We start from the raw sequence: 25,248 nt of genomic DNA on the forward strand, positions 1-25,248 counted from the left end.
CACACCCCGAAGGGTGATTGCTTGCTTCCCGCGCTCGACTTGCATGTATTAGGCACGCCGCCAGCGTTCGTCCTGAGCCAAGATCAAACTCTCCATAAAATGTGAGCTTGCTTGCTCGAAAACTTGACTAGCATTTCTTGCTTGACATAATGATTGTTTTGTTCAGTTTTCAAAGATCAAATTTCGTTGTTATCGTCCGAAAGGCGACCTAACTATCATAACATTTCGCTCAATCTCCGTCAACAACTTTTTTCATTTGTTTAAGCGCCGTTTTTGGCGACTCAATTAATATATCATATTATCAAAATGAAAGTCAATAACTTTTTTCAAAAGAAGTTATTGTCGTTTTTTGTTTTCCCTCTGTTTTCGCGAGGGATTTATAATATACCATGGTTGAATTTCGATGACAAGACTTTTAAGGAATGAAATTATTTCCATTCTCTGTTCATTCTATAAAGATAGTAAGTGCTCATATCAGAATACAGGAAACCCGACGATTTCTATTCAACTTTTTCCTTAATATATGTCCTATGCAGCAGAATCAAGCCATACTGTTTATGAGCAACTTAAAGTTTATATTAGACAGGAAATTCATCGTTCACTCTATCATTGTCATAAACAGTTTAACCAGACATCTTACATTGAACTCCCTTAAATAAAGAAAGGATTATTAATTAATATAGAAACAACCTTATATATATCTCTTGCATTATTAGCCCTTCACAACTTAGCCATAACTTTGTTTCTAATTTGTGAATCATTGAACAAAGTCCTTCATTTCAAGAAAAGACGTGATAAGATATAAGTGTAGTAAGACAAAGGATCCTTTAAAACAACATGTGAAACATTGAACAAGGTTAAATGAAAATCAAAGGAGATGGAAACCATGTTTGTAGAATTGTTGAGAAAGAACAAGGTAGTAGCCGGTGTATTAGCATTTATCCGCGTTTATATCGGATATCAATGGATGACGGCTGGTTTTGGCAAAATAACCGGTGGTGAGTTTGATGCAGGAGGGTTCCTCCAAGGAGCTGTTGCCGGTGCAGCCGGAGATCACCCAGCAGTACAAGGCTGGTGGGCAGCTTTCCTGGAAGCTGTTGCTATCCCGAATGCCGGGCTATTCACATTCTTAGTAATGTGGGGAGAATTCTTGGTAGGTATCGCACTTATTCTTGGTATTTTCACTAACTTTGCAGCACTTATGGGAATAACGATGAACTTCGCCTTCTTATTCAGTGGCACTGTAAGCACCAATGCACAAATGGTACTATTGACAATCTTCTTGTTGGTGGCAGGGTACAATGCAGGAAAGTTCGGTTTGGACAGATGGGTGATTCCATTCTTGAAAGCACACACACCTAAACAAATCCGAAAACATAAAGAGGTTGCAGCAGCATAAATAAAAAGAACCGGCTCTATCAGTTAGAGTCGGTTCTTTTTATTGATATTGGGGAAGATATAAATGAACAATAGTCCCGTTGTCTTTTTGCGAGTCAATTTTAATGTGGCCGTGGTGAGATTTTACAATGTCGAAACATATGGGAAGGCCGAGTCCAAGCCCGCTTTCTTTTGTCGTAAAAAAAGGCGTACCCAAACTATTTACTTCTTGCTCAGTCATCCCTTTGCCTCTGTCTCTAATGGCAATGTGCACTTCCTTTTTGTCCGGGTCATGCTCCAGTTTGACGGTAACCTTGCCGCCATCCGGCATTGCTTCGAACCCATTTTTGATAAAGTTGATCAAGACTTGTTTAATTTTGGGCTGGTCGATATATATGTTCATGTCGGTACTGAAGGATCGGTATTCGATTTCCACATTTTGTAGCTTGGCATTGCTTTTCATTAACTCGACGGTGTCTTCGATCAATTCATCCAAATTGCAATTTTCCAACTCGATTTTGGTTGGCTTTCCCAACGAAACGAATTGATTTAGAAGACCTTTCATTCTCTCTAACTCACTAGTGATGATCTCTAAATATTTGTTTTGATGGTTGTTTTGTTTAAGTAACTCCGTCAAACCAATGATGGAAGTAAGCGGGTTTCTGATTTCATGCGCGAGCCCTGTTCCAAGTTTACCGATTGCAGACAGCTTTTCAGCCTCGATGACCTGCTGCTGAAGTTCATGAAAATTTGTCATATCTCTGAACTGGGCGAACGCCCCTACCATATTACCCGGACCATCAAATAACGGAAACACATCAAGGAGAATGTTTTTCGTCACTTCTTTACAAAACAACTCCATATTTTCAATTTTTTCCCCTTTTTTCAGAACTTCTCGAATATAATTTCCGATTAACGGCATCCGTTCCAAACCAAGTTTCACCATCTCATTTTTATCTACACCTGTAATTTCCTCTGCACTACTGTTGCTTTCGACAATATTACCGCAAACATCTGTCCTGATGATTCCTAGAGGTGTCGAATCAACCAGTACATCATTTAACAAGTGTAATTGATGGTTCTGTTCCTGAAGATGGATTTCTCTCTCGATTGAATCTACGGCTGACGATAACAACCCAACGTAGAACTGACTTGCATAATCAATAAGGGTCATCACGGAAACTGTACCTGCCAAATTTCCCCCGACACTATAAGAGAAAGGAGCTGAATAACAAGCAACACTTGATAAAAAATGATGAAAATGGTCGCTGCCAACAACCGCAAACGGCTGCTTTGATTTAAGGGCCATTGAAACGGAATTGGTGCCGACATCTCTTTCATCGAACTTGACTCCGATTGTAATACCGAGCGAGTCTATCATTTCTTTTATCTCCGGATCACCGTAAACATCCAAAACATATCCGTCATTATCGGTAGTTACAACTAAAACAGGAGTCCCCTCCATAAAATGAATCAGCTTTTGCATGAAATGCTTAGAGATGGTTAACACTTTCGCGAATTTGTGCTTTTTGTTACTCAATTGTTCTCGCGTGAGTCCTACCCTTAAATAAGGTATTTCACCTGGATCCATTTGATAAAGATCTCGGCATATTGCTTTAGACTCTTTAATGTATGAAGCAAAATCTTCCAAACGACTTCCTCCTAGATGATAGTCTAAGAAATTATAAAGGATAAGTATTGATTAAGACAAGGACTTATAGGTATAAAGTTGTAACAACCTCTACGAGGCGATGGAATTCACGGCGTACATCCCGGCTATAAATAATTTGCTTCTCCATAAAAAAAGAGCACCTCATAAAGGTGCTTATCGTAAAAATAGAAAATATATAATTTCCGAAAAACTCATTAATCGCGTACTACCCTCAATGAAACAAAAGTCTGCATTGTATCTTGAGGTGGTATCAACTGCAGTTCTTCCTTCTTGTTCAATTCGTCGGTTTTCGCCATCCATGGTTCGATACAGATAAACTCTTTTCCTTGTTCTGTCCAAAGAACCGTATAGGCGAATTCGGATCCGGCTTCCAGCTCGATCTGGGTAGGCGAGCCCGATTGGAAAGTCATACTTCTTTCTTCTGCATCAAGCAGTACTACCGATTCTTTCAAACCTTCCAAATCGATAGAGCCTGTAAATTCTTTTACTGTATCATCGTTGTAATCAAAATACTTGGTGGCATCGGTCTTTAACGTAACTTTTTTTGTTTCTGATTTGAAATACGGATGAAAACCAGAATAAATTGGCATTGCTTCATTGGAGAGATTCTGATAGTTTTGTTCGATAGTCAATTGGTTTCCTGTAAGCTTATATGTAAACAAAACCTCAAAATCAAATGGGAAAGATTCTTTCGTGCCAATGCTGCTTGCAAACCTGATTGTTACGGAAGCCCCGTCTTCTTGTGCATCTGTATGAATAACTTCCCATGGATGAATTCGGGCAAGACCATGATTTGGCATCTCATAGGTTTTCCCTTCCCATTCATATTTACCCTGTTCCAATTGACCTGAAATCGGAAATAAAATCGGGATGCCGCCTCTGATATTTTTGGATCGATCGTAAAGCGTCTCTTTGTTTAAATAGAGCTGCTCCTCGCCATCAACACCAAACCCAGTAATAATTCCGCCGCGCTCCGGACAAATCGTAATCCATGAATCAGCCTCCTCATTACTCAAACGATACATCGTAAACGACTGTTCTTCATACGTTTCAATTTTATACATAACAGGCTCCTCTATATTAAATATGTAGAAAAAAGAACTTCTCCTTTATCCTACATAATTCGGGAGCTAAGGTAAAGGGCTAATTTACGCTAAGTTTACAAACAAATTCTTCCAAATAATAAGCAAGCCTTTTCTTTGTGATGAGAGAAACGCTTTATTGAAGAAAGAGCAGAGAGATTCTTCTATTTCATCGCATCCAAAAACTGCAGTACTGCCGGACCCAGCAAAACGATAAACAATGTCGGAAAAATGAACATGACCAACGGGAAGAGCATCTTGATCGGGGCTTTCATCGCTTTTTCTTCTGCCCGCTGCTTCCGTTGTTCACGGATGTCCTCTGTCTGTACTTTTAAGACAGTCACCATGCCGATTCCCAGTTTCTCTGCCTGGATGATGCTGTAAGTCAAAGCCTTTATTTCTTCTAATGGCAGTCGGAGATTGATGGCACTAAGTGCTTCTTTTCGTGTTTTCCCCAACCGGATCTCCTCCAGGCAAACCTTGAATTCGTCGGAAAGAACGCCATTTTTCTTGGAAGTAACTTTGCTCAAAGCAGCGTCGAATCCTAGTCCTGCTTCCAAGCTGATCGTGAGCAAATCAAGTGTATCGGGAAGTTCCTTAAGAGCAGCGTTCATTCTTTTTTGTGCTCTCATTTTCAAGAATGACTTTGGAAACATGATGGCGGCTCCTAGCGCTCCCAAAACCATTAACATTCCTATCATCAAGGAGCTGTGGGACAAAAATGCAAGTCCAGCGAAAATTAGTGGCAGTCCCACCATTAGGCCAACTTGGAGGATTTTGAATTCGACCGGGCTGTATCCGAACGGCTGACCTGCCTGTAACAGCCTTATCTCCAGCTTATCGGCTTTTTCTTTATTTAATTTCTTTTGATAATTTTTCTTCACCTTTTTCCAAGCCGGCTTTACCATCCGCTCCATGAAAGAACGGTTATCCCCTTCTTCTTCCGGTATGGCAGCTGATGGTTCAGCGGTAAAATACGTTTGGATTCTCTTTTGGATATGCGCTTTTTTTGCCGCCGGGACAGCCATGATCGCATAAAAAAGTAAACTGATCGTGAGAAAGAAACTGAGACTTAACAGAAGCATGTCTACACCTCGATTGTCGTAATTTTACGGATAAAGATAAAGCCGATGATTCCACCGACGAGTGCGACGGCGAGCATCATTTTCCCAATCGGATTCACAAAAAGAACGGTGATGTATTCCGGGTTAATAAAATAGATCATTGCTCCAAGTCCGACAGGCAAAAGACTGATGACGATACCGGATAATCTGCCTTGGGCGGTCAACGTCTTGATTTGATTTTCGATACGCGTACGCTCTCTGGTGGTCTCCAGGATTTTGTCCAACAAATAAGCAAGGTTCCCGCCGACCTGCCGCTGGATCAACACTGCTTCTACAAGCAAATCCAAATCCTCACTCGGCATTCTGCGCTTCCAGTCTACCAATGCATCTTCCAGGCTTGTGCCGTACTGCATCGTCTTCAACACATATTGAACTTCTTCTTTGATCGGGGAATAAGCTTCTTCTGCTATCATTTGCAAGGACTGGAGCAAACTGAAACCAGCCCTTAGCGAACCGTTGATCGATGTAATCATACCAGGAAGTCCTTCATTGAACTGCTTGATCCGTTTTTGCTGTTTTTTCTTCAGCCATAATTTTGGTGTAAGGAATCCGAGCATTGTGCCGAACAGGAACAAGACAAACTGATTGGATAAAAGATATAAAAGCCCGCCACCGATAATCACTGCGAATCCTTGAAAAACAACGAATTCTTCAGCTTTCATCGGCACGCCTGCAGCATTAAGGGACTGCTCCAGGCTGTCTTTTTTCTTGCCCGACTTTTTCTTTCGTACTAACAGCACCTTCAGCTGGTCGTTGGCTTTTTTCAGCAGCCCTTTCAACGTAACCGGTTCTCTGTTTTCAGACTTAGACTGACCAAGTGTACTGATATATAAAAGCAATAAAAAAACCGAGACAAAGACAGCGGCCAGCAATATTCCTGTCATTCAGCTTACTCCTCCTTTTCGGTAAAAATAGATGCAGGAAGGTGAATCCCTTCATGTTCCATGCGTTCGTAAAACTGCGGACGGATACCGGTTGGGACCAATTTACCGATGATTTTTCCATTATCGTCGACACCGGATTGCTTGAAAGTGAAAATATCCTGAAGCACGATGATATCCCCTTCCAGACCTTGTACCTCGGTAATGTTGGTGATTCGGCGTGTTCCGTCTTTCAAGCGGGACTGCTGGATAATCACGTCCAAAGCGCCGGCGATTTGTTCACGGATTGCTTTTACCGGTAGTTCCATACCAGCCATCAGAACCATTGTCTCCAGACGGGAGATCATATCACGCGGACTGTTGGCATGTCCTGTTGCCAAAGAACCGTCATGACCAGTGTTCATTGCCTGGAGCATATCCAAAGCTTCGCCGCTTCGAACCTCTCCGATTACGATTCGATCCGGGCGCATACGCAGCGAGTTTCTTACCAAATCTCGAATTGAGATGGCTCCCTTTCCTTCGATGTTTGGCGGCCGTGTTTCCAAAGAGACGACGTGGTCCTGTCCGAGTTGGAGCTCAGCAGCATCCTCGATGGTAACGATCCGGTCTTTATTGGAGATGAAAGAAGACAATACGTTAAGTGTTGTTGTTTTCCCTGATCCCGTACCACCGCTGACAAACATGTTCAGTTTCGCTTCGACACACGCCTTGATAAATTCGGCCATTTCCTCTGTCAACGTTCCGAACCGGATAAGGTCATGAATTGTAAATGGATCCTTGGAAAATTTCCGGATTGTGATAGTCGGCCCGTTTAAGGCAAGCGGAGGTATAATCGCGTTTACACGGGAACCGTCCTGGAGACGAGCATCCACCATCGGGCTGCTTTCATCGATTCGTCTGCCGAGCGGTGCAACGATTTTTTCCAACACAGCCATGACATGGTCGTTGTCACGGAAGGTTACATCGGTCAATTCCAATTTCCCACCGCGTTCGGCGTAGACGTGTTTCGGTCCGTTGACCATTACTTCAGAAACATTTTCATCCAAAAGCAAAGGGTTGATCGGTCCATAGCCGGTCAAATCATTGGTAAGCTCTGCCTTCAGCTTGTCCAAGTTACCCGCACCATCAAGGTGTTCATTTTCTTTTAGGATTTCCTCGATAATGGTATCGAGATCAGCGACGATCGCTTCGACATCCTCGCTTTGCCGCTCCTTGATAATGTGTTTAAAAGTAAGGGTTTTTAACTCATTGTACTCGTCCGAAACTTGAGGAGCTTCCTTCTTTTTAGGAGCTGCCGTTTTCTTCGGCGGGATGGCAGTGATTTTTTCTGTTTTTTGTTCGATTTTTGCTTCAAGAGCCTTATCTGTATTTGGCTGCTCTTTTACTATAGGTTGTTCAACTGTATTTTCCGGCTGGTTTTTCGACTGCAATCTGGCTAGTAAACTCATCTCGTTCACCTCTTATTTTTAACCCTTTGGCTTTAATGCCGACTTTTTTAAGGAAACCTCCGGCAGCCATCTTGTTGGAAGCAGGAGGTTCAAATGGAAATAGATATTCACCGATTTTGGAAATCTCTTTTGAAAAGTCGAGTTTCGGCTGGCTGATTACTAACGGTTTTCCTACATCCAGTGAGTTTGGCACGTTTTTGGAATCCTCCGGTAAAAAGTAAGCCTGTTCTATTTGGGTAAGTTCCGGAATTTCACTTGCCTTTATAACAGAAGAGGCAGTTGCTTTATTTACAATCAGGCTGGCTTTGTCTTTCAGCCCTAACATTTCGAGTGTCTCAAGCATCAATTTGGTGTTTTTCAATGCCGCCATTCCTGGCGTCGAAACGACCAAGATTTCGTCAGCTTTTTCCATTAAGGAAAGGTTTTGCTCATTCAAGCCATGTTGCGTATCTACCAACAGTACATCTGAACTTTGTTTAATAGAATCGGTAATAGCATCCAAGAGGCCTATAGTCACCAGCTCCGCATATTCAGGGCGAACAGGGGCAGCCAATAGCTGAACACCTGATTCGTGTCTAGCATAGTAATCTCTGACATATTCCGTTTCGTTTCTTTCGGCCAATTCTTTGAGAGTCAGCTTCGGCTTAAGATCTAAGGCAAGTGCCAGGTCACCGAACTGTAAATCTCCGTCCACTACTACCGTTTTCAACTTCCGTTCGGCCAGGAGCGCTGCGAGATTAACAGTTAGAGTTGTTCGTCCAGCTCCCCCGGCAGCACTACAAATAACAATCATTTTCGCTTTATCATCCACTGTTAATCTCTCTCCTTACGTCATTCATTTTCTTGCTTTACGATGCGGCTGCTGATCCAGCCTTGTTTTTTATCCGGTGTTTCAACCCGCAGCCAAAGTCTGTCATCTTCGTCTTTTTCTTTTTCCTCCAAGTAATGTAAAGACGTTCCTTTATCCACTACTGTGACGATATTTGCAGCTAAATCAGGTTCGGTTCGAATCAAAGAGTGGGTAGGTGTCACGATGATGTTGGCATCCGTGGTTGTCAGGACTTCCTCCCCTTCTTCCGTTTCTTCGGATTCGTCTGCTTCTGTTGCAGGCAGTAGTTTACTGTGAAGAACCAAGTGAAGGATGCCTTTACTGCTCGCTTCAATTACTTCGACCGAATCTTTCGGTTTTAACTCGAGCGTGACAGCTGCATATTCGACCGGGGCTTCTCCTTCTTTCTTTTCGACCATCCGCTGCCCAACTGCCAGTACTTTTACATCTTCTAGGACGACCTCTGTTTCAGCCGTTTCTTCTTCTGTCAGGACGACATCGACAAAGTCACCTGGCTCTATCAGGTTGGAAACAGATTTCACAAAATCCACGCTGATGGAAACAGCCCGGAAGCCTTCCTGGACTTTTTTCGATATCATGGCAGCTTCCTCTTGCTGTTGAAGGCGGTGTGTCATGATGGTCTCGCCCGATTTAATCGCTGTAGCAGTAAATTTTCCTATCACTGCTTCTGAATCTTTTATAGCCTGTGGATGCACCTGCTCTTCCGGCATTTCCACCAAAGCAATGCTTTCTTCATTGATTTGCTGGTTTTCCTCCAAATCCTGACTCGCTGTCACGACAGAGACCATTGCTGGTTCCTCGGCAGCAGTAGGACGCAGCTGGTCGATGGAAAAATAAAAAATAAAGGTTGTAATAAGTCCAGACATCAATGCCAGCAATAATATTTTTTTCGGTTTCACCTATTTTTCACCTACTCTGTTAATTTGATGGCGTATGCACCTTTGTCGGGTGGGTTGTTTTCGCTAGAGGTACCGGAGCCGGCTCTCCTAATAAAAATCCCTTTAATGGAGTCGTCACTTTTGCCCATTGGCTCTGTCAGATAAAAGTAAGCAAAACCGGTGATTTCCACGCTTTTCATTTGATTTTCTGTCGGATTGGTTGGTTTATAGACAAGGATCAGCATAATTCTAGAGCAGTCACGGTGCTGATATTCCCCGTCAGGATATGGGCAATTGGCTATTCGAGTATTGACACCCACACTTGTTTTTCCAGCAATATTACCTGTCTGCGTATTAACGATATCGCCTATTTTCAAACTTTCATCAAATCCATTTATCAAGGTATCTTCATATAATTTTGCACCCGGACCTTCGAGCGCAAGTACACCAAAGTTTCCAGAAGTTGAATCTCCTGCATCTACTTTCAAGGTGTATGGCTGACCATAGTTCAGCTCGACAGATTCATCTATTCCTAGAGGGACTGCTCCAGCTGCTTCCGCTAGAGGATTGAGTCCGGCCTTGGCTTTTGCCTCGATAGGAACACTTTCGACACCAAAAATGGAAGAAAAGAAGACTGGGACATCTTTTTGTAAAACTATTTCTAACTGATCGTCTATAACCTCTGGCTCACCTAGAAGGCTTGCCTTTTCCCCGTGTGCTGTAAGCACCTCATTGACCACTTGGTTGACCGATGCTTGAGTATTGGGTATTTCCTGAGCACCTGATAGCGCTGTTGCATTCGCCGTTTTCTGCAGATGGCTTTTCGTCATGTATAAATGGCCGCCGTCGATGACAAGGCCGACCATCGCAAGCATACCTGCCATCGCAAGTGCTGTGAGGACAAGGGCGTTTCCATCTTCTTTTTTTGTTAATTTGTATAGTAGCTTTCTCATTAACATTTCCTCACTCTACTCTGATGGTCGAGCTTGTTTCCACTTTATAAGGAATGGCATGATCACCCAGAATGTTCATAAATGATTCTGGATAAGTAATCGTTACTGTTACATAATCTCCGGTAGCTCGGCTCCCTTCCGCCGGGCTAATTGCCACATTCAACTTGGAATCATCACCGTTAAATCGATCTGCTGCATAAGAACGTATCTCAGCGTCCCCTTGGCCAAGACCACCCTTTCTTACCGATTCCTGGGTGATCAATTCAAGATTCAAATGAGTATAAAGCACCCTCCCGAAATCTATCACACCAACTACCAGCATCAACAATAGCGGGAGAACAAGGGCAAACTCTACCAAAGACTGGCCGTCCTCCTTACGAATCATAGAACATTCCAGCCTTCCGTAATCATATGAAGTACCACTCCAGCAGCTATTGCCACTCCATAAGGGTATGTTGCGGTTAGAGAGCCTCTGGAGATTCCACCCGGAAGTCTCACGCCACCTCTCAAACTAGCAACATAATAAACGATAGATTTAAACATTCCACGCCGGACAAATAAGATGCTAAGGGCCATTAAAGCTCCGACGATCGCAATATATAAAAACGACTGAAAAACAAACGCTCCGCCTTTTAATGCTCCGATCAACGCGATCAGTTTTACGTCTCCCGCTCCCATTCCACCCATAAAATATGGAATAAGCAGCAAACCGAATCCTATCAAAAAACCAATGAAAGCATGGGAAAGGCCCTGCCAGCCGGCTACTGCAAAATGGAAGATGAAAGCTAAAAGTAGAGACGGATAAATCACCTTGTTATAGATTTTCCGGCTTTTCAGGTCGGTGACGACACAGATTAGTAGAACGGTAAGAAGAAAAACGTTAATCACAGCAACCATCCTTTCATTGGGTTTTTGATTTGTTATAAAAGGACCCTAATAGTAGGGTCCTCTTTTTATTAATCAGTTCCATTCGTACTACCTACGCCCGGGATTCTACCAGTTAGATTTTCAAACACGCCTTTAATTTCTCCGCCTAGGGTTACTAGTATGCCAATTACCCCAACAGCAATCAACCCAAGAATCAACCCATATTCCGTCATACCTTGTCCTTCTTCTTCAATAAATAGACCTTTAATTTTGTTTACCAACATGTAAATCTCTCCCTTTGTTTATATGAAATTTTGTTGTATTTCTGTTTGCTTAGTTGCATCAACAATAGTTACAGTGTGTCCGACGGTGATCGAGGTGCTCTTCGCTCTTCCGGCTGGAAGTTCAATCACTGAGTGTACTTTCGGAAACCTTTTGCCAATTTTACCTGGCTCCAAGTTTTCCTCGATTCCTACGACTTCGTTCTGTTTATTAAGGTATAGAATATCAATGCTGTATTTCATGAAGAACGTATGAATCGAACTGCAAGGAGCTAAGTGTAAGGCTGCGTTGTCCGGCATGCTTTTGGTAAGCATCAGGCCTTTGAATCTCGGCCAGAACCGATAAGCTTCTTTCACATCCTCCGCGATGACTTCCTTCGTTAAGTCGTTGATCAGTTTCAGTCTCAAGCACCTCCCGGCTTCGTTTGTGTTTCGGTGCTGTGCAACTTACAGTCCCTATTATGCCTTGGGCGGCGGGAAAAGAATATCCCCCGGCATTCCTGTTATCAAGCTGGTACCATCAATAAGAATGCGTTCCTATAGAGACTAGGAAAAGTAGGAGTAGTTCCTACTACCTTCCTAATTATCCATAAAAGTACAAAAAAACCTCCCATCATGGGAGGTTTTCGCTGATTCACAACTTCTCTAATTTATTATTTACTCCAAACTCAACAATTGTGGCCGGCTCCTTATAGCAGAACACCGCGCCGTCAGCATCTTTGGATTGTTCAATAATCCCTTGATGAATTAATATCTCCAGAATTTGCTGAACTTCCTCGTTGTTCCTGCCTAACTTAGTACCTATCTCGTTAGCAGATAGCTTCAACTTTGGATTCGCTTGGAATAGAAACATACATTCCAATTGCAAGTTTTTCTTGCCCACACCTCTTCCTCCCCATACCAAATTCCGACTATTCCTGCTCACATCTAAATCAAATATTAATACCGTTCATCTTACTCAAAACTCCTGTCCATGTCGGAGAGGACAGGTATACTATATAAAAAATGATGGCAAATAGATATCCCCTTCCCTTCTTATTTACCTAGCATTTTTTCTATTGATACACCAGCTGATAGACTTTTGAGATGGCGTTGGCGCGGTCCGAAACGCCAAGTTTTTGAAAAATTTTAGTGACGTGATTTTTAACTGTATGATCGCTGATAAACAGTTCTTCTGCTATTTCCTTGTTATTTAGTCCTTCCATTACGAGCATTAGTACTTCTTGTTCCCGTGGTGACAGCTTTACCCGCTCCTTGACCGCAGTCGTCAGAGAATTAATTTCCCTGCTGTTCATGTTGGTGGATGGAGTGAATTCCTGTTCGACTATTTGTTTATCCTGAACAAACGAGACAAATTGTTCATACAATTCCTTATCCAAGTCCTTCAAGTGATTAATTGCTTGAAGATTATGTTCATTCATTACATACGTATAGATAAGGGCATAAATTCTTGCTCCTTCCTCACCGCTACTCTCTTGAAAAGTAGCTTTTTCACCGTAAGCTTTCCCTTTCTCCAGTATTTCTGGGACTTTACTACCAGGAAAATGTTCTCTAATAAAATCAGGACAATAAAACGACAATTGACCGGCCTGAATGATATCTTTTACAAGGGCAGGCTTCAGACCTAAGTTGGTCGTAAATTCGGCGGAAAGGTTAGCGACTTGTTCCGCTACTGCAAACATGTCGGGATCAAATTGCCCGACCGCACGGTGCAGTACTTCCACTTTTTCTTCATGCGTTCCAATATCCCCCTGTCGAGTTAACTGAAGCGAAACACCGCCAATAATCGAAAGAGTATGCAAAAAGGCAAGGTGTTCTTTAAGCTGGCCGGCAGACTGCTTCCGGATGCCAACACATAGAATACCCAATAGTTCTTTCCCGTGAAAAAGCGGGCATTCAATCACTTCATCCCCAGCTTTTGTCGTAAACAAGTTGGGCGCCTGTGCTTCCGAGAAGATGGGTTTAGAGAAATACTCATACCGTTCATGTATCTCTTTCGCGTATTGTTGAAGGTCCCCTTTGCCGGAGCCTCGTGATACCAGCTTTACTTTCTCCCCTTCTTTCAACAAGACAAAGGAAAAAGGGCCTTCCACGAGATTTATACTGATGTCAACAAGGATATACAGGATTCTTTTCAAATCAGGAGTAGAAGCCATCAGTTTGCATATATCCACCAAAGAAGTGAGACGATTCAGCTGTTGATTATTTTCAAGTCTTAATGTTTGAACCGACATACTGACTTCTAACAGAATCGCCAGTGTTTTACCTAAGGCCTTTTCTTTCCCGGACAGCCTCTTATTGACCATGCTTCCCCCAAACAAAACAGATAAGGAATCACGCTTGTGTTTGACTGGCTCACAAAACAATGACATAGGATATAAGTCAAAAGAACGGAAGAACTGTGAGCGTGGATCCTTTTCGACATTATCCCAGTGTGCAGGCTGACCAGTAAGTAGTGTCCGGCCGAGAAATCCTTCACCAGGAGAAAACGTGGCGCTGAGGAATGATTCCGTTCCCTTCCCCACCATTTTTGTTACCTTGTATGTATCTTCATCCAGTGGTTCTGCTATCCCCAAAAAATCAAACTCTTCACTATTTGCAAAAAAGCGTGAAAGGAGGCTTGAAGTATTCATCCCGTCTTGGTCTACCGCTTCTTGCAATAGTTCGCCTGGAAGACCGGATACAAACTCCTTCTCCTCTTCCTGAAGGCATATTCCCGCCAATTCAGCTAGTTTCCCTGTACGCTGAATCCATTGTTTTTTACGTTCCTTCGTTATTCTTGGCGTCTGTTTGAATATCTCCTCCAAGGAGGTTTGTACTTCGATTTTCTTCAGGAGCAGTTCTTTGACAAGATTCTGTGTTTGCTCTTCGATCATTACCCCTGCCCACAAAAAATACGTGGACCCACTTCCTGGAACAGGCGCAACGATTATATGGATGCCGGGCAGAACATCATAGACGACTGGCTTGGAAATCTTCCATTCCTCTCTCAAACTCCTCTTTATTTCATCCAGCAAATTTATCTTTTCCTGCTGGAGCAGGGTATTGCATAATAGATTTTCTCCCTCAGCCGGTAATAGTAACTCCCCGGAACTGTCTGTAAACATAACCGTCAAATCAAATTGCGAAGCATACATTTGTTGCAAGTCTGCTAAAAGCTCTATGGCCTGAGTCAATTTGACTCACCACGCTTTTTGGGCTTTAACGTCCCCTTTTCACTCATTTCTTTACTCCCCCTCTTTATTCTGATCTATTGTTTTATGTAGTGTCCTGTTAACTGACAAGGATGATATTTCCTAGTATGTTGAATGCTAACTATTAAAGGGTCAATGCTGTGAAGTAATCCGGTTTGGTGTAAAGTCTGAGCTGAAAACGAAATCATGTTCAATATATTGAACAAGAAGACAAAAAATTGCCAATATATAATATAGCCTCCTTTCCCCGTATCTATATCGTCAAAACTCCGGGACTTTCCGCTTATTTCCACCTTTGATTTTTCTACAAATATAAAACAGGAACACAGACCTAAATAAGGGAAACAAGTAATTCTGACACACATCAGCAAATATCCCTATATTTTTGTAAAAAAATTCAAAAAATTACAAAAAGATACCATTAGCGTGTTTTCTTTTCCATTTTCTACTATATAATTAATGTAAATTTAAAGAATGGAGGTGCATAAATGGAAGAAAAAGATCAAATGAAATTCCATGTAGGAGAATATATCAGATCAAACCGAAAAGAGAATAACATGACACAAGGAGAACTGGCACGAATCGTGGGGACTAGTGAGAAGTACATAGGCCAAATTGAACGCGGGGAGAAATTCCCATCCTTTCAATTGTTCATTAAACTTCATATCCATTTAGGTATTAGTTTTGACTATGTTGCGAAAGAAATCAAAAACCAATGTAATATCCCTAATCTTAGTAAACAAATAAAATAATCAGTGAATAAGAGGAGTGACTTTAGTAATGAATGAGGTACTAAACCATTATGAAATCAACGAAAAAACCTTGGCTTTATTACCAGCAGCACATATCGACTATGCTACGATCGTATTAGAAGGAGACAAAACATTTCATATCAGTCAAACACCACTCCAACTGATTAAAACAGCTTGTTTGGAAGCTGGCGCAAGCTATGATGGGCGGCGGAAAGCAGTCATGTATCAAACTGGCAGTAAACGAAAAACTCCGATCCCGATTAACCCGGGGAAACACATCTATGCCTTTCCTACACAATCCCCATCACTATTTTCCTGTGCGTGGATTTTTTATCACCACATTCTATCGATCAAACCACTTGCTAATAAACCAACAGAAAAATCGATGATCATCTTTGACAACGGGATTAAGCTTCCGTTACAGGAATCCCATTTCGTTCTCGAGAATCAAAGGCAGCGGACAGCCCTGGCAGCAAGCCAATTGACATATAAACTGCAATCAGACTATCCAAGTTTCATCCAGACCATTTTGAAACCGAATTACCAGTTTTAATATAAAGACACTATACAAAAAGGAGTTGGCTTAGATCTAAAATCTATGATTAAAACTCTATCTAAAGGGAAGAAGGCGATTCAAATCCGCACTTCCCTTTAGATACTCAATTCAAAATCAAATCAAGCGTACAGTGGTTAAACCCCATGCCATGTACTTTGACTGTCAAAAGATTACTATTATCTAAGTTTGCTGCCTGTAATTCTTTTTCTAGTAAACCTGTCACCCAAGCCCTTTTAATCTTCTTTCCATGTATCAAAATCGTGTTAGTTGATCTGGTGGGATATCCATCGGAAAGAATGATGCCTTACTGAAAAGCCCCCTTTTGACGGTTCGATTAGAACCATAGTTTAAATGTTTTTATTTCGTATGGATTGATATCGAATGTTACCGTCTTGCCATCAAAAGACAGCTCTTTCTCTTCTTCTTCTATGAGATTACATTCCACTGCATTTGTTACAAGATGAGCAAACGATAACTTAACATTTTTACTGCGATATTGTTTAGTTTCATAAAGACGCACAATTACAGCACCGTCCTGTTCAGCCTCCTTAACAGTTTCCAGTATAATGTGATCGGAGTCTATCGATGCAAATTGATAAGTATCATCCAGTTTTCCGGTCTTATTAGCCCTCACTTCCGCTGCCAGCAATGGGTTGTTCAGATTATACCCTTCCTCGATTACATGGCCGTTCTTCCAGTCAAATTGATGTGGAAGGAGACTATAAGTAAATTGATGTTTACAGCGATCAGCCGTCTCATCCGGACTGATGGAAGATTTGATCAATGTTAACCTGATGACACTGTCCTTCACATCGTGTCCGTACTTGCAATCATTCAACAAGGCAACTCCGTAGTTCCCTTCTGAAACATCCACCCATTTTTGGCCGGCCACTTCGAATTTTGCATAATCCCAACTGGTGTTCCAGTGTGTCGGGCGTTCGATGTTTCCAAATTGAATATCGTACGTTGCTTTTGTGGACCGGACGTTGACCGGAAAGGCGACTTTCAATAATGTTTGTTTTTCCTGCCAATCAATCTCCGTTTGGAAATCTATCCTTGATGAATTTTTATATAAGATGATATTTTGGGTGATCAACGAGTCATAGAAGGACCATTGCAAACAAAGAACACTTCGCAGCGGACCCTTCTCTACAACTTTAACACCGATCAGGTCGGTAACCTCACGCATTTTTTCCTGATAGAACAAGTCAACATCCCATGCATCGAATTTCATTGGTTTATCTTCAAATGCTTGAAAGACGTTTCCGCAGGTACCCCCGGAGAGCACTTCTCTCTCTGCACGCTTATCATAAATGGAAGTCATTTGACCATGATCATTTAGTCGAATAGCATAATAATCATTTTCCAGATAATCCTTCTGTATCACCAGGCTGGATTGCTTCTTGTTTCTCTCCGTAATCTTAAACGTTTTATAACCGAGAGCAGGCACGTTTTTTGCTTCAACTGCCAACTTTCGATCGTCCCCGCTTTCCATTAATTGTGCCGGAGCTTTGTTCCCGTAACCATCCTCAACTGTCATTGATTCTGTAAAACTATTGGAAACCGGCACTTCGATTATGCCATCCCGGTTGTATGATAGACCGTTAAAAACTACTAAACTATCGTGGTCGGCCTTTATTTCATTCGTAATAGAACCGCGAGACTCAACCAGCGCTTGATCGCCGATTTCCTGAACCGTCTGATAATCTTTCCTGGCATCTTCATTCACCTGACGAATCGAAGAACCCGGAAGGATATCATGGAATTGATTCAACAGCAGCATTTCCCATCCTTCTCTTAATGTAGAAGAAGCTGGTTTATAACCATTCTGCAAATGATTGACCACGCCAAGCCATTCTGCATTATGATAAGTAATTTCAGCTTTACGATTCGCCCGTTTTAACGATGCTTGGGAAGTATAGGTACCACGATGATACTCCAAGTAAAGTTCGCCATCCCAAACCGGCACTTTTTTCTCCTTCAACCTGTCGTGCAACCTTTTAAAATATGGCTCCGCTTTACCCATTTCCACCTTGGGAATGCCAGGCAGGTTTTTCATGGCACGGGCGGATTCGATCATTTCTTTGGTAGGACCTCCGCCCCCATCGCCCCATCCAAACGCAATGAGCAGTTCATCGTTAATGTCCTTTTGCTTATAGGAATCCCAGACTCCTTTTACGCTGTATGGTTCCACCATTCCGTTGTATGTATAAGGATGTGAATCTCTTTCCGGGGTTGTGATGAAGTGCGTCAAAATCTCGGTGCCATCCATACCGCGCCAATTGAATGTATCATGCGGAAACCGGTTGTACTGACTCCAACTTATTTTGGTGGTCATGAATGTCTCGATTCCGCTTTTTTTCATGATTTGCGGCAGCGCCCAGGAATATCCGAATACATCCGGCAGCCACACTACTTTGGTATCGACGCCGAATTCTTGTTTCATGAATTGTTTTCCAAGCAAGATCTGACGGATCAAGGATTCACCGTTTGGTATGTTTGTATCCGGCTCTATCCACATCCCTCCTGTGATTTCCCATTCGCCTGAAGAGATTCTTTCTTTTATCTGTTCATAAATCTCCGGATAATCTTCTTTTAAATACTTGTAAAGTTGCGGGGAGGTATGGATATACCGGTATTCTGGATATTGACGCATTAAGTTCAACACGGTTGAGAAGGTTCTGGAAGCCTTCTCCCTGGAATGAACAAGCCGCCAGAGCCATGCCATATCAATATGGGAGTGACCCAGGGTAACCACTTTGGGTTTCATTTCTTCGACCTCTGCCATTTCTTTTATTTTTCCTTCTAGATAATCAGCAGCTTCTTCTATGGAACGATAATACATATCGGATTTTGGTTTTAGAAAGTCCACCCGCTGCATAGACTCATTCAAAGCTTTAAGTATCCTGGACCGCCGGAAGGCGTTTTTATCAAGTTCTTCAATCGCTTTCAGTACTGTATCTGCTTGATAGAAATAACGCTCGGCAGGCTCATCGACTACTGCCAATCGGGCGAGCTTGAAGCGTCTATAGTCCGGCACATTCAAGACACCACTCCATGCTTTCAAGGCGATATGGATAGTACCACCTTGTTTATACTCATGCGGGAGCCAAGCATCTTCATGCCAGATATCGATCCCTTGCAGAGGCTTACCGTTTACATAAAGTAATGTCTCGGCAGTAGACCCAGCCCCATCACGGGGACCTACATGGAATTGGAGCACCAACTTCTGATCTTTCCAGTCTTCGGGTATGGGAACAGTAGTACGGAACCAGGCCCCCTTGTCATACCCGCCCCACGAATCACCGATAAAAAAATCTTTCCAACTCGAATCATCAAAAGAGGGTTTATGTGCCTCTTTTTCTTCTGCACCAAAATCCGTTTCCTGATACTTAAATGCCTGAATATCCTGTGTATCTCGATAAATAGTTTCTTTTATATCTTGTAAGTGACTTTTGATTTTCTCCTCAGTAAAATACATAAGAACCACCCCGCAATTTATTAATGCATATTCCGTTTTCATAGGTTTTCCGTTTCCAGTTCAGCAGCTGTGTATCTCCATCCTGTCGGTCACTTTTTTTATAGGCAATACCACCGAACTCTGAATCAATGATCGGCTCTTGGTTATATGTAAATCCTTCTACATTTAGAGACCTATCTGCCGGTTAAATTTTAAAAAGTTATCCATTTTTCATAGCAACCATTCAAGTTTCTCACCTTTATATTCATGAATAGTTAGACGTCTTCCCGATGCACCTCCTTTTAATCGATACCTTCCAGCTGCTCTTCCTTTGTAGATACAACAATTACATCGACACCCCACTTTTCAATTTCAGCAAGCACATTCTTATCTGCAAGATCACTGGTAATGAAAATATCAACTTGTTCAAAGTCACAAAACGAAGTGAGGCCCGCCTTCTGCAATTTACTATGATCGGCAAGTACTACAATCTTCTGAGCCGCATTCACCATCGCCCGTTTCATTTCTGATTCGTATAAGTCCGAACTGGTAAATCCCTGTCTCAGTGAAATTCCTGAAGTCCCTAAAAATACGAAGTCGGCATTATAGTTCTTCAATTCCACTTCAGCTTGAGGGCCAACAGTACTTATCGAGTTCCTACGCAGTTTACCCCCAAGTAAGTAAATGGACGTTGTTTCATTTTTTGCACATTCCTCCGCTATGTTCAACGCATTGGTTATGACCATCAAATCCTCTACACCATTTAAATATCGGGGAACATGCCATGTAGTAGACCCCGCATCGAGAATCAGGATTTGATCTTCTCGGACAAGCTCGGCGGCTTTTCGCCCGATTAATTCTTTTTCTAAATGGAATTGATGTTTCCTTTGTTGTACGGGCAATACAAAATCAAGGCTCTTTTTTAATTCGGTAACCAAAATGGCGCCGCCATAGTTTTTTTGTAAAATCCCCTCCTGTTCCAAGTGAGTTAAGTCACGCCTTATCGTCTCTTCGGATACCCCGAACTTTTTTACAAGGTCCGATACTTTGACGCTTTTTTCTTTGACAATTACTTCCTTAATTCTTTTTCTTCTTTCTACTACGATCATGACTTAACCCCCCTGTTAATGCTTTTTGCATTTTCCGATAACATCCCATTAAAATTCCGTCCATTCCAGTAAATTGGTTTCCGTTGCTGGTATAGCATGGTCTTTGGATATTCGGAATGTCTTAATCTCTGATGGCTTGAATTCTGCCTCTATGACACGATTCCATTTCTTTAGTTTGATGCTTGCCACAGCTTCATCATTGTTTGTTTCATATGCACGGATAATAAGATCTTCGTTATCTTCTGCCTGCTTCACAACAGAGACAATCACATTGTCTCCTTCGACTTCCATAAAGGAATCCTTCTGTGGCAGTTCACCCTTGTGGTATGTTTCTATTATCGATACAGGCTTTTGATTAAGTTCAGCGGCACTTTTTACTGTTCCGGCTGTTTCCCAATTTCCTTCATGGGGTAACAAAGAATAGCTGAACGTCTGAATACCTTGATCGATGAACGTATAATGCTCTTTTTCCTGGGGTTCTTTCGGATCGTGGTGAGCGTAAATAGGGCTGCGCAGAACGGTTAAACTCATCTCTTTATTGTTCATGTCGAAACTGTATTTTCCATTATTAATTATGCTTAAACCATACATTTCACCTGTTGAAGGATGGGTGCCTGATAGATCAATCCAGCTCTGACCCGGCTCTTCCTCTCCATTGCACTCTCTTACAATTGTTCCGTACGGGATTTCATAAGTACCCTTTCGGAAGATAAGGTCGACAGGGAATTTTAATTTGAGCACTTTAAACTGTTCCTGCCAATTGACTGTTACGTGTACTTCAATCTGATTAAGTTCTTTGAACATGGTAAAATCCTGGATAATGGCAGACTTACCATATTCACTTTCCACCCGGATGACCGATTTGACCGGTCCATGCTCTACCAAACGGACAGATTTTGCTTTGAATTCACCGATTTTCTTGTCATAGCGCAAGATATTGTGTGACCAGGTATCACTCTCGTCTTCCATAACAACAGGACGTGCACCGGGCCCTCCCAATAATTCCAGGTGTTTCTTTTTATCGTACAGACTTATCACAAATCCTGTTTGCGGGTCTATTTCAACCCGGTATGTTTCGTTCTCCAAAGTTGTATCATCCGCTTCAACTGTCGAAAATGATCGTGTCGATGGCCTTTTAAATATTTTGTACACACGATAACCCATGGATGGAATATCGGCTATGAAGCTTATCCTGTTTCGCCCTTCTGCAGTTGCATGGGACTGAACTGTCTGCATTGGAACCGCTCTATCCTCTTCATCTGTAAGAATAGCAGATTCAGATAACCCTCCCACTTCCAACTCAACGTTTACTTTGCTGGTCCATGAATGAGGGTTGAAGACAACGATTGGTCTCATGCCCTCTTCTTCTTCAATATTTATCCTCCAAGACAGGGATTGAAGGGCATAATTTAATCCCCTGTCTGAAATGGACATTGCTTCTCCATGCATGTTTCTGGCATCATCATAAGCTTCCTTCAGTGAAGTTCCAGCCAGAATATCATGGAATTGATTGAACAGGACATTTCTCCAGGCCCGTTTATACTCATGCAACGGATACTTTTGACCAGTAGTCCAGTTTGCGAAAGTTGAGAATTTCTCAGCTTTCAACAAGGCATTTTCCGCCTCCCGATTCCATTTTTTAATTCCGGAATGAGCTGAATAACAGCCACTTGCATGATGTTGCAAGTCATCATGAACAACCGGGAAAGGCAGTTCTTTTTCGAGTACACCAGAAAAAAAGCGGTTTGGCGTACTTAAAACGAGATTGGGGTAAGCGGCATCATCATTTAGATGTTTTATACTTTCAATATTCTCTTTAGTCGGTCCCCCGCCATGGTTTCCGACTCCATAAAAACACATTAACTCATTATCCAGACCCTTCAGTTCTCCTACATTCCTGTTGACATGCTTCTCAATATCACGTCCCCAGGTGCAATATTCATATGGGATACGGTAAGTGAGCACCCTGGATCCATCATCCGACTCCCACCAGAACAAACGTCCAGGCAATCCTTTCTCCTGAGGGCTTGGGCGCATCATCACGTAGTAATCCAATCCACTTTTCTGCAGGATTTGCGGAAGCATACCATGGTGGCCAAAACTGTCTACGTTATAACCGACTTTAGCGGTGACCCCAAATTTTCCCTTGAAATAACGCTGACCATATAATCCTTGACGAACAAAAGACTCACCTCCGGGAATATTGCAATCAGGCTGAACCCACCAACCGCCAACAATTTCCCAGCGACCTTCCTCAACCCGTTGCCTAATTTCCTCAAACATTTCTGGTTCATTATTTTCAATCCATTCATAATTCGCTGCAGAACTATTTGTAAAAACAAATTCTGGATACTCTTTCATACGATCAAGCGCTGACCGAAATGTAGCCTTTGTCTCTTGAAATCCTTCCTGCCACTGCCAAAGCCATACAGGATCCAGATGAGCGTTCCCTATCATGTGTAATGCCTTTTTCCTCGACTTTGGCACGTGTCGTCGGTCTTTTTCCAAAGTTGGTTTTTCCATATTTAGTCCCCCTTACTTGAGCCTTTTTATTTCATTGACGGGCAATCAGTCTTTCATCACGATGCCACTATCAGCTCTTCCAACTGCAGCGATAATTTCCTCATCATCCCTTTTGCGCCTATTAACCCTTCGATCCTCCAGTTAAGTTCATTCCTTGGATAAAATATTTCTGGAAGATGAAGAAGATAATCAGAACCGGCAGCATAACGAGCACGGAAGCAGACATCAGGTAATTCCATTGTGTATGGACTCTGCCCTGGAATGTAGCCAAACCCAATTGCAGGGTGTATTTCGATTCATCGCTTAGATACAGCAATGGATTGATCAAGTCGTTCCAAGAAGCGTTGAATGCGAAAATAGCAACTGTAGCAAGGGCCGGCTTAATTAAAGGAAGCATCAATCGCGACCAAATGTAAAAATGGTTGGCTCCATCCATTTTGGCTGCTTCAATTAATTCATTGGGAATTGTCATAAAAAACTGCCTCAACAGAAAGATGAAAAAGGCACTTCCAAATACATGTGGTACTATCAGCGGTAGATAAGTATTGACCCAGCCGATTTTCGCAAACAATATATATTGAGGAATCATCATGACAAATCCAGGAATCATCATTGTCGCCAATAAAATAGCAAACAGCACATTTCTGCCACGGAATTTTATCTTGGCAAAACCGTATGCGACAAAGGCATTGGAAAGAACATTCGCTATTACTGTAATAGAAGTAACAAACAGAGAGTTGAATAAATAACGGGTAAACGGTGCGGATTGCCAAGCCTCGACAAAGTTTGACCACTTAATGGTTTCCGGTATAAATGTAGGAGCCCCGCTCATGATCTCATCCATTGGTTTCAAAGCTGTGGAAACCATCCACCACAGCGGAGACAACATGGTTAGACTGCCGACTGCCAGAATGATAAAAATAATCCATTTTTTAATATTTTTCTTAAATTGCATTTTTTGCATGTAAGAGGTATCTTTTGTCTTTGACGGTTGGGGCAACAATACTTTCGCTTTTTTCACACTCATTATTTATCCTCCCCTTCATAATAGACCCATTTCTTGCCAACTTTGAGATTCAGCAAAGTGATCACCATGATGACCATGAATAAAATCCAGGCCATTGCAGAGGCATATCCCATATTGAATTGCTCAAAGGCCTGCTTATACATGTAAAAATTATAGAACAACATAGAACTTTGCGGACCGCCATCTCCCTCTGGCGACATTACCAGCGCTTCTTGAAAAACTTGAAATCCGCCAATAGTAGTCGTGACGATATCAAAAAAGATAACCGGCGTAATCATCGGTAAAGTTATATGGCGGAATCGATGCCACGCATTTGCACCATCCAATTCAGCCGCTTCATATAATTGATCGGGAACATTTTGAAGCACAGCTAAATAAAGCAGCATGGAAGCGCCCACGGCCCATGTTTTCATCAATATTAAGGCTGGTTTCGTCCAGGCCGGATCAAACAGCCAGGAAGGACCTCTGATGCCAAACCATTCAAGTACAATATTAATTAAACCTGCCGAGGGGGCTAATAACTGCATCCATAGTAAAAACACGGCCACACCCGACAGTACTGCCGGGAGATAATACAACGTCCGGAATACGCGCATCCCTGGAACTCCTCCAGTCAGGAAAACACTCAAAAGAATAGCACCGACTGTTGTGATAGGTACAGTCCAGATCACATAGTACAAAGTGTTATAAAGCGAGACCCAGAAAAAAGAATCCTGTGTGAATAGTTCTTTGAAGTTCGCTAATCCGATAAAGTTCATCCTGGAGGTAACATCGTAATCTGTAAAACTCGCATACAGGGAAAACAACATTGGACCAGCCATAAACACGATAAAACCAAATACCCATGGAAAAACAAACACATAACCTTGTAACGCTTCTCTTCTCTGCATTTTAGAAAGCTTGTTTTTTTTGTTAAACATATTGTTCCCCTTTCTCATTCCTGAACTAATCTATCGGAAACAAGCCCCTCCAACATTTTCTGGAAAAGCTCCATTTTTTTCGATGAGAAAACCAAAAATGCTGCACCTTCGCCATTTTTAACCAAGTTGAGTATCAACAAATAACAGGTAACTAAATAAATTGTTTTTTAAGAGATAGGACATTAAACACAAAATTTATAAACTTCTTACTAACTTTAATACGGCTTTCTTCCATTTTTTTCAGGATGAGCAGTAATAAAACGTTGCGGAAAAATATTGCTTCCGTAGGGAATG

General features: G+C 42.1%; 22 protein-coding genes. 3 read left to right on the plus strand and 19 right to left on the minus strand.

Going from position 1 to position 25,248, the window contains the following annotated elements; translation table 11 throughout:
* Window positions 1-886: 886 nt before the first annotated feature.
* Window positions 887-1,399 carry a DoxX family protein gene (locus tag CZ434_RS11010; protein ID WP_077623191.1) on the plus strand — a complete coding sequence of 171 codons (513 nt, stop codon included), beginning with the start codon at window positions 887-889 and terminating at the stop codon, window positions 1,397-1,399.
* A gap of 39 nt (window positions 1,400-1,438) precedes the next feature.
* Here the strand turns inward: CZ434_RS11010 and CZ434_RS11015 are convergent, their stop codons facing one another.
* The 14 genes from CZ434_RS11015 to CZ434_RS22645 form a co-directional block, all read right to left on the minus strand.
* On the minus strand, window positions 1,439-3,028 hold the full coding sequence (locus CZ434_RS11015; RefSeq protein WP_077623192.1) for an ATP-binding protein: 1,590 nt from the start codon (window positions 3,026-3,028) through the stop codon (window positions 1,439-1,441).
* A gap of 215 nt (window positions 3,029-3,243) precedes the next feature.
* Complete coding sequence (locus CZ434_RS11020) at window positions 3,244-4,113, minus strand: aldose epimerase family protein (protein ID WP_077623193.1); 870 nt, start codon at window positions 4,111-4,113, stop codon at window positions 3,244-3,246.
* 182 nt (window positions 4,114-4,295) lie between these two features.
* Window positions 4,296-5,216 (minus strand): type II secretion system F family protein, encoded by a 921-nt coding sequence (locus CZ434_RS11025; protein WP_179107244.1) that lies wholly within the window; start codon window positions 5,214-5,216, stop codon window positions 4,296-4,298.
* A gap of 2 nt (window positions 5,217-5,218) precedes the next feature.
* Window positions 5,219-6,139 (minus strand): type II secretion system F family protein, encoded by a 921-nt coding sequence (locus CZ434_RS11030; protein WP_077623194.1) that lies wholly within the window; start codon window positions 6,137-6,139, stop codon window positions 5,219-5,221.
* Window positions 6,140-6,144: 5 nt separating this feature from the next.
* Window positions 6,145-7,584, minus strand: a complete 1,440-nt coding sequence (locus tag CZ434_RS11035) for a TadA family conjugal transfer-associated ATPase (RefSeq protein WP_077623195.1) — start codon at window positions 7,582-7,584, stop codon at window positions 6,145-6,147.
* Entirely contained in the window at window positions 7,532-8,395 is an 864-nt protein-coding gene (locus CZ434_RS11040) for a CpaE/TadZ family protein (protein ID WP_077623196.1), read from the minus strand. The genes CZ434_RS11035 and CZ434_RS11040 overlap by 53 nt, the downstream gene beginning before the upstream one ends.
* A 20-nt stretch (window positions 8,396-8,415) precedes the next feature.
* Window positions 8,416-9,333: a Flp pilus assembly protein CpaB gene (gene cpaB / locus CZ434_RS11045; protein WP_077623197.1), complete on the minus strand. Its 918-nt coding sequence runs from the start codon at window positions 9,331-9,333 to the stop codon at window positions 8,416-8,418.
* A gap of 11 nt (window positions 9,334-9,344) precedes the next feature.
* Window positions 9,345-10,265: a pilus assembly protein TadG-related protein gene (locus CZ434_RS11050; protein ID WP_245830968.1), complete on the minus strand. Its 921-nt coding sequence runs from the start codon at window positions 10,263-10,265 to the stop codon at window positions 9,345-9,347.
* 10 nt (window positions 10,266-10,275) lie between these two features.
* The gene (locus tag CZ434_RS11055; protein WP_077623199.1) at window positions 10,276-10,650 is read right to left on the minus strand and encodes a TadE/TadG family type IV pilus assembly protein; all 375 of its coding nucleotides are present in this window, start codon (window positions 10,648-10,650) and stop codon (window positions 10,276-10,278) included.
* Window positions 10,647-11,153 carry an A24 family peptidase gene (locus CZ434_RS11060; protein ID WP_245830969.1) on the minus strand — a complete coding sequence of 169 codons (507 nt, stop codon included), beginning with the start codon at window positions 11,151-11,153 and terminating at the stop codon, window positions 10,647-10,649. The genes CZ434_RS11055 and CZ434_RS11060 overlap by 4 nt, the downstream gene beginning before the upstream one ends.
* 68 nt (window positions 11,154-11,221) lie before the next feature.
* Entirely contained in the window at window positions 11,222-11,413 is a 192-nt protein-coding gene (locus tag CZ434_RS11065; protein WP_077625155.1) for a Flp family type IVb pilin, read from the minus strand.
* 21 nt (window positions 11,414-11,434) lie between these two features.
* Window positions 11,435-11,821: a DUF192 domain-containing protein gene (locus CZ434_RS11070; RefSeq protein ID WP_245830970.1), complete on the minus strand. Its 387-nt coding sequence runs from the start codon at window positions 11,819-11,821 to the stop codon at window positions 11,435-11,437.
* 226 nt (window positions 11,822-12,047) lie between these two features.
* Window positions 12,048-12,296 (minus strand): hypothetical protein, encoded by a 249-nt coding sequence (locus tag CZ434_RS11075; RefSeq protein ID WP_077623201.1) that lies wholly within the window; start codon window positions 12,294-12,296, stop codon window positions 12,048-12,050.
* Between the two features lie 172 nt (window positions 12,297-12,468).
* Complete coding sequence (locus tag CZ434_RS22645) at window positions 12,469-14,589, minus strand: LuxR C-terminal-related transcriptional regulator (RefSeq protein ID WP_281252264.1); 2,121 nt, start codon at window positions 14,587-14,589, stop codon at window positions 12,469-12,471.
* Window positions 14,590-15,095: 506 nt separating this feature from the next.
* Between CZ434_RS22645 and CZ434_RS11085 the strand changes: the two genes are divergently transcribed.
* The gene (locus CZ434_RS11085; RefSeq protein WP_077623202.1) at window positions 15,096-15,359 is read left to right on the plus strand and encodes a helix-turn-helix domain-containing protein; all 264 of its coding nucleotides are present in this window, start codon (window positions 15,096-15,098) and stop codon (window positions 15,357-15,359) included.
* Window positions 15,360-15,387: 28 nt separating this feature from the next.
* The gene (locus tag CZ434_RS11090; protein ID WP_077623203.1) at window positions 15,388-15,912 is read left to right on the plus strand and encodes a competence protein ComK; all 525 of its coding nucleotides are present in this window, start codon (window positions 15,388-15,390) and stop codon (window positions 15,910-15,912) included.
* 337 nt (window positions 15,913-16,249) lie between these two features.
* On the opposite strand, the gene CZ434_RS11095 is transcribed toward CZ434_RS11090, so the two are convergent.
* The 5 genes from CZ434_RS11095 to CZ434_RS11115 form a co-directional block, all read right to left on the minus strand.
* On the minus strand, window positions 16,250-19,396 hold the full coding sequence (locus CZ434_RS11095; RefSeq protein ID WP_077623204.1) for an alpha-mannosidase: 3,147 nt from the start codon (window positions 19,394-19,396) through the stop codon (window positions 16,250-16,252).
* Between the two features lie 281 nt (window positions 19,397-19,677).
* Complete coding sequence (locus CZ434_RS11100) at window positions 19,678-20,484, minus strand: DeoR/GlpR family DNA-binding transcription regulator (protein WP_077623205.1); 807 nt, start codon at window positions 20,482-20,484, stop codon at window positions 19,678-19,680.
* A 48-nt stretch (window positions 20,485-20,532) separates the two neighbouring features.
* Window positions 20,533-23,007, minus strand: coding sequence for an alpha-mannosidase (locus CZ434_RS11105; RefSeq protein WP_077623206.1), 2,475 nt, complete (start codon window positions 23,005-23,007; stop codon window positions 20,533-20,535).
* A gap of 121 nt (window positions 23,008-23,128) precedes the next feature.
* Window positions 23,129-24,034 carry a carbohydrate ABC transporter permease gene (locus CZ434_RS11110; protein WP_281252265.1) on the minus strand — a complete coding sequence of 302 codons (906 nt, stop codon included), beginning with the start codon at window positions 24,032-24,034 and terminating at the stop codon, window positions 23,129-23,131.
* Window positions 24,034-24,954 (minus strand): carbohydrate ABC transporter permease, encoded by a 921-nt coding sequence (locus CZ434_RS11115; protein ID WP_077623207.1) that lies wholly within the window; start codon window positions 24,952-24,954, stop codon window positions 24,034-24,036. Before CZ434_RS11115 ends, CZ434_RS11110 begins: the two co-directional genes overlap by 1 nt.
* Between the last annotated feature and the right edge of the window lie 294 nt (window positions 24,955-25,248).

This window comes from Sediminibacillus massiliensis (genome assembly GCF_900156915.1).
Classification (GTDB): domain Bacteria; phylum Bacillota; class Bacilli; order Bacillales; family Amphibacillaceae; genus Sediminibacillus_A; species Sediminibacillus_A massiliensis.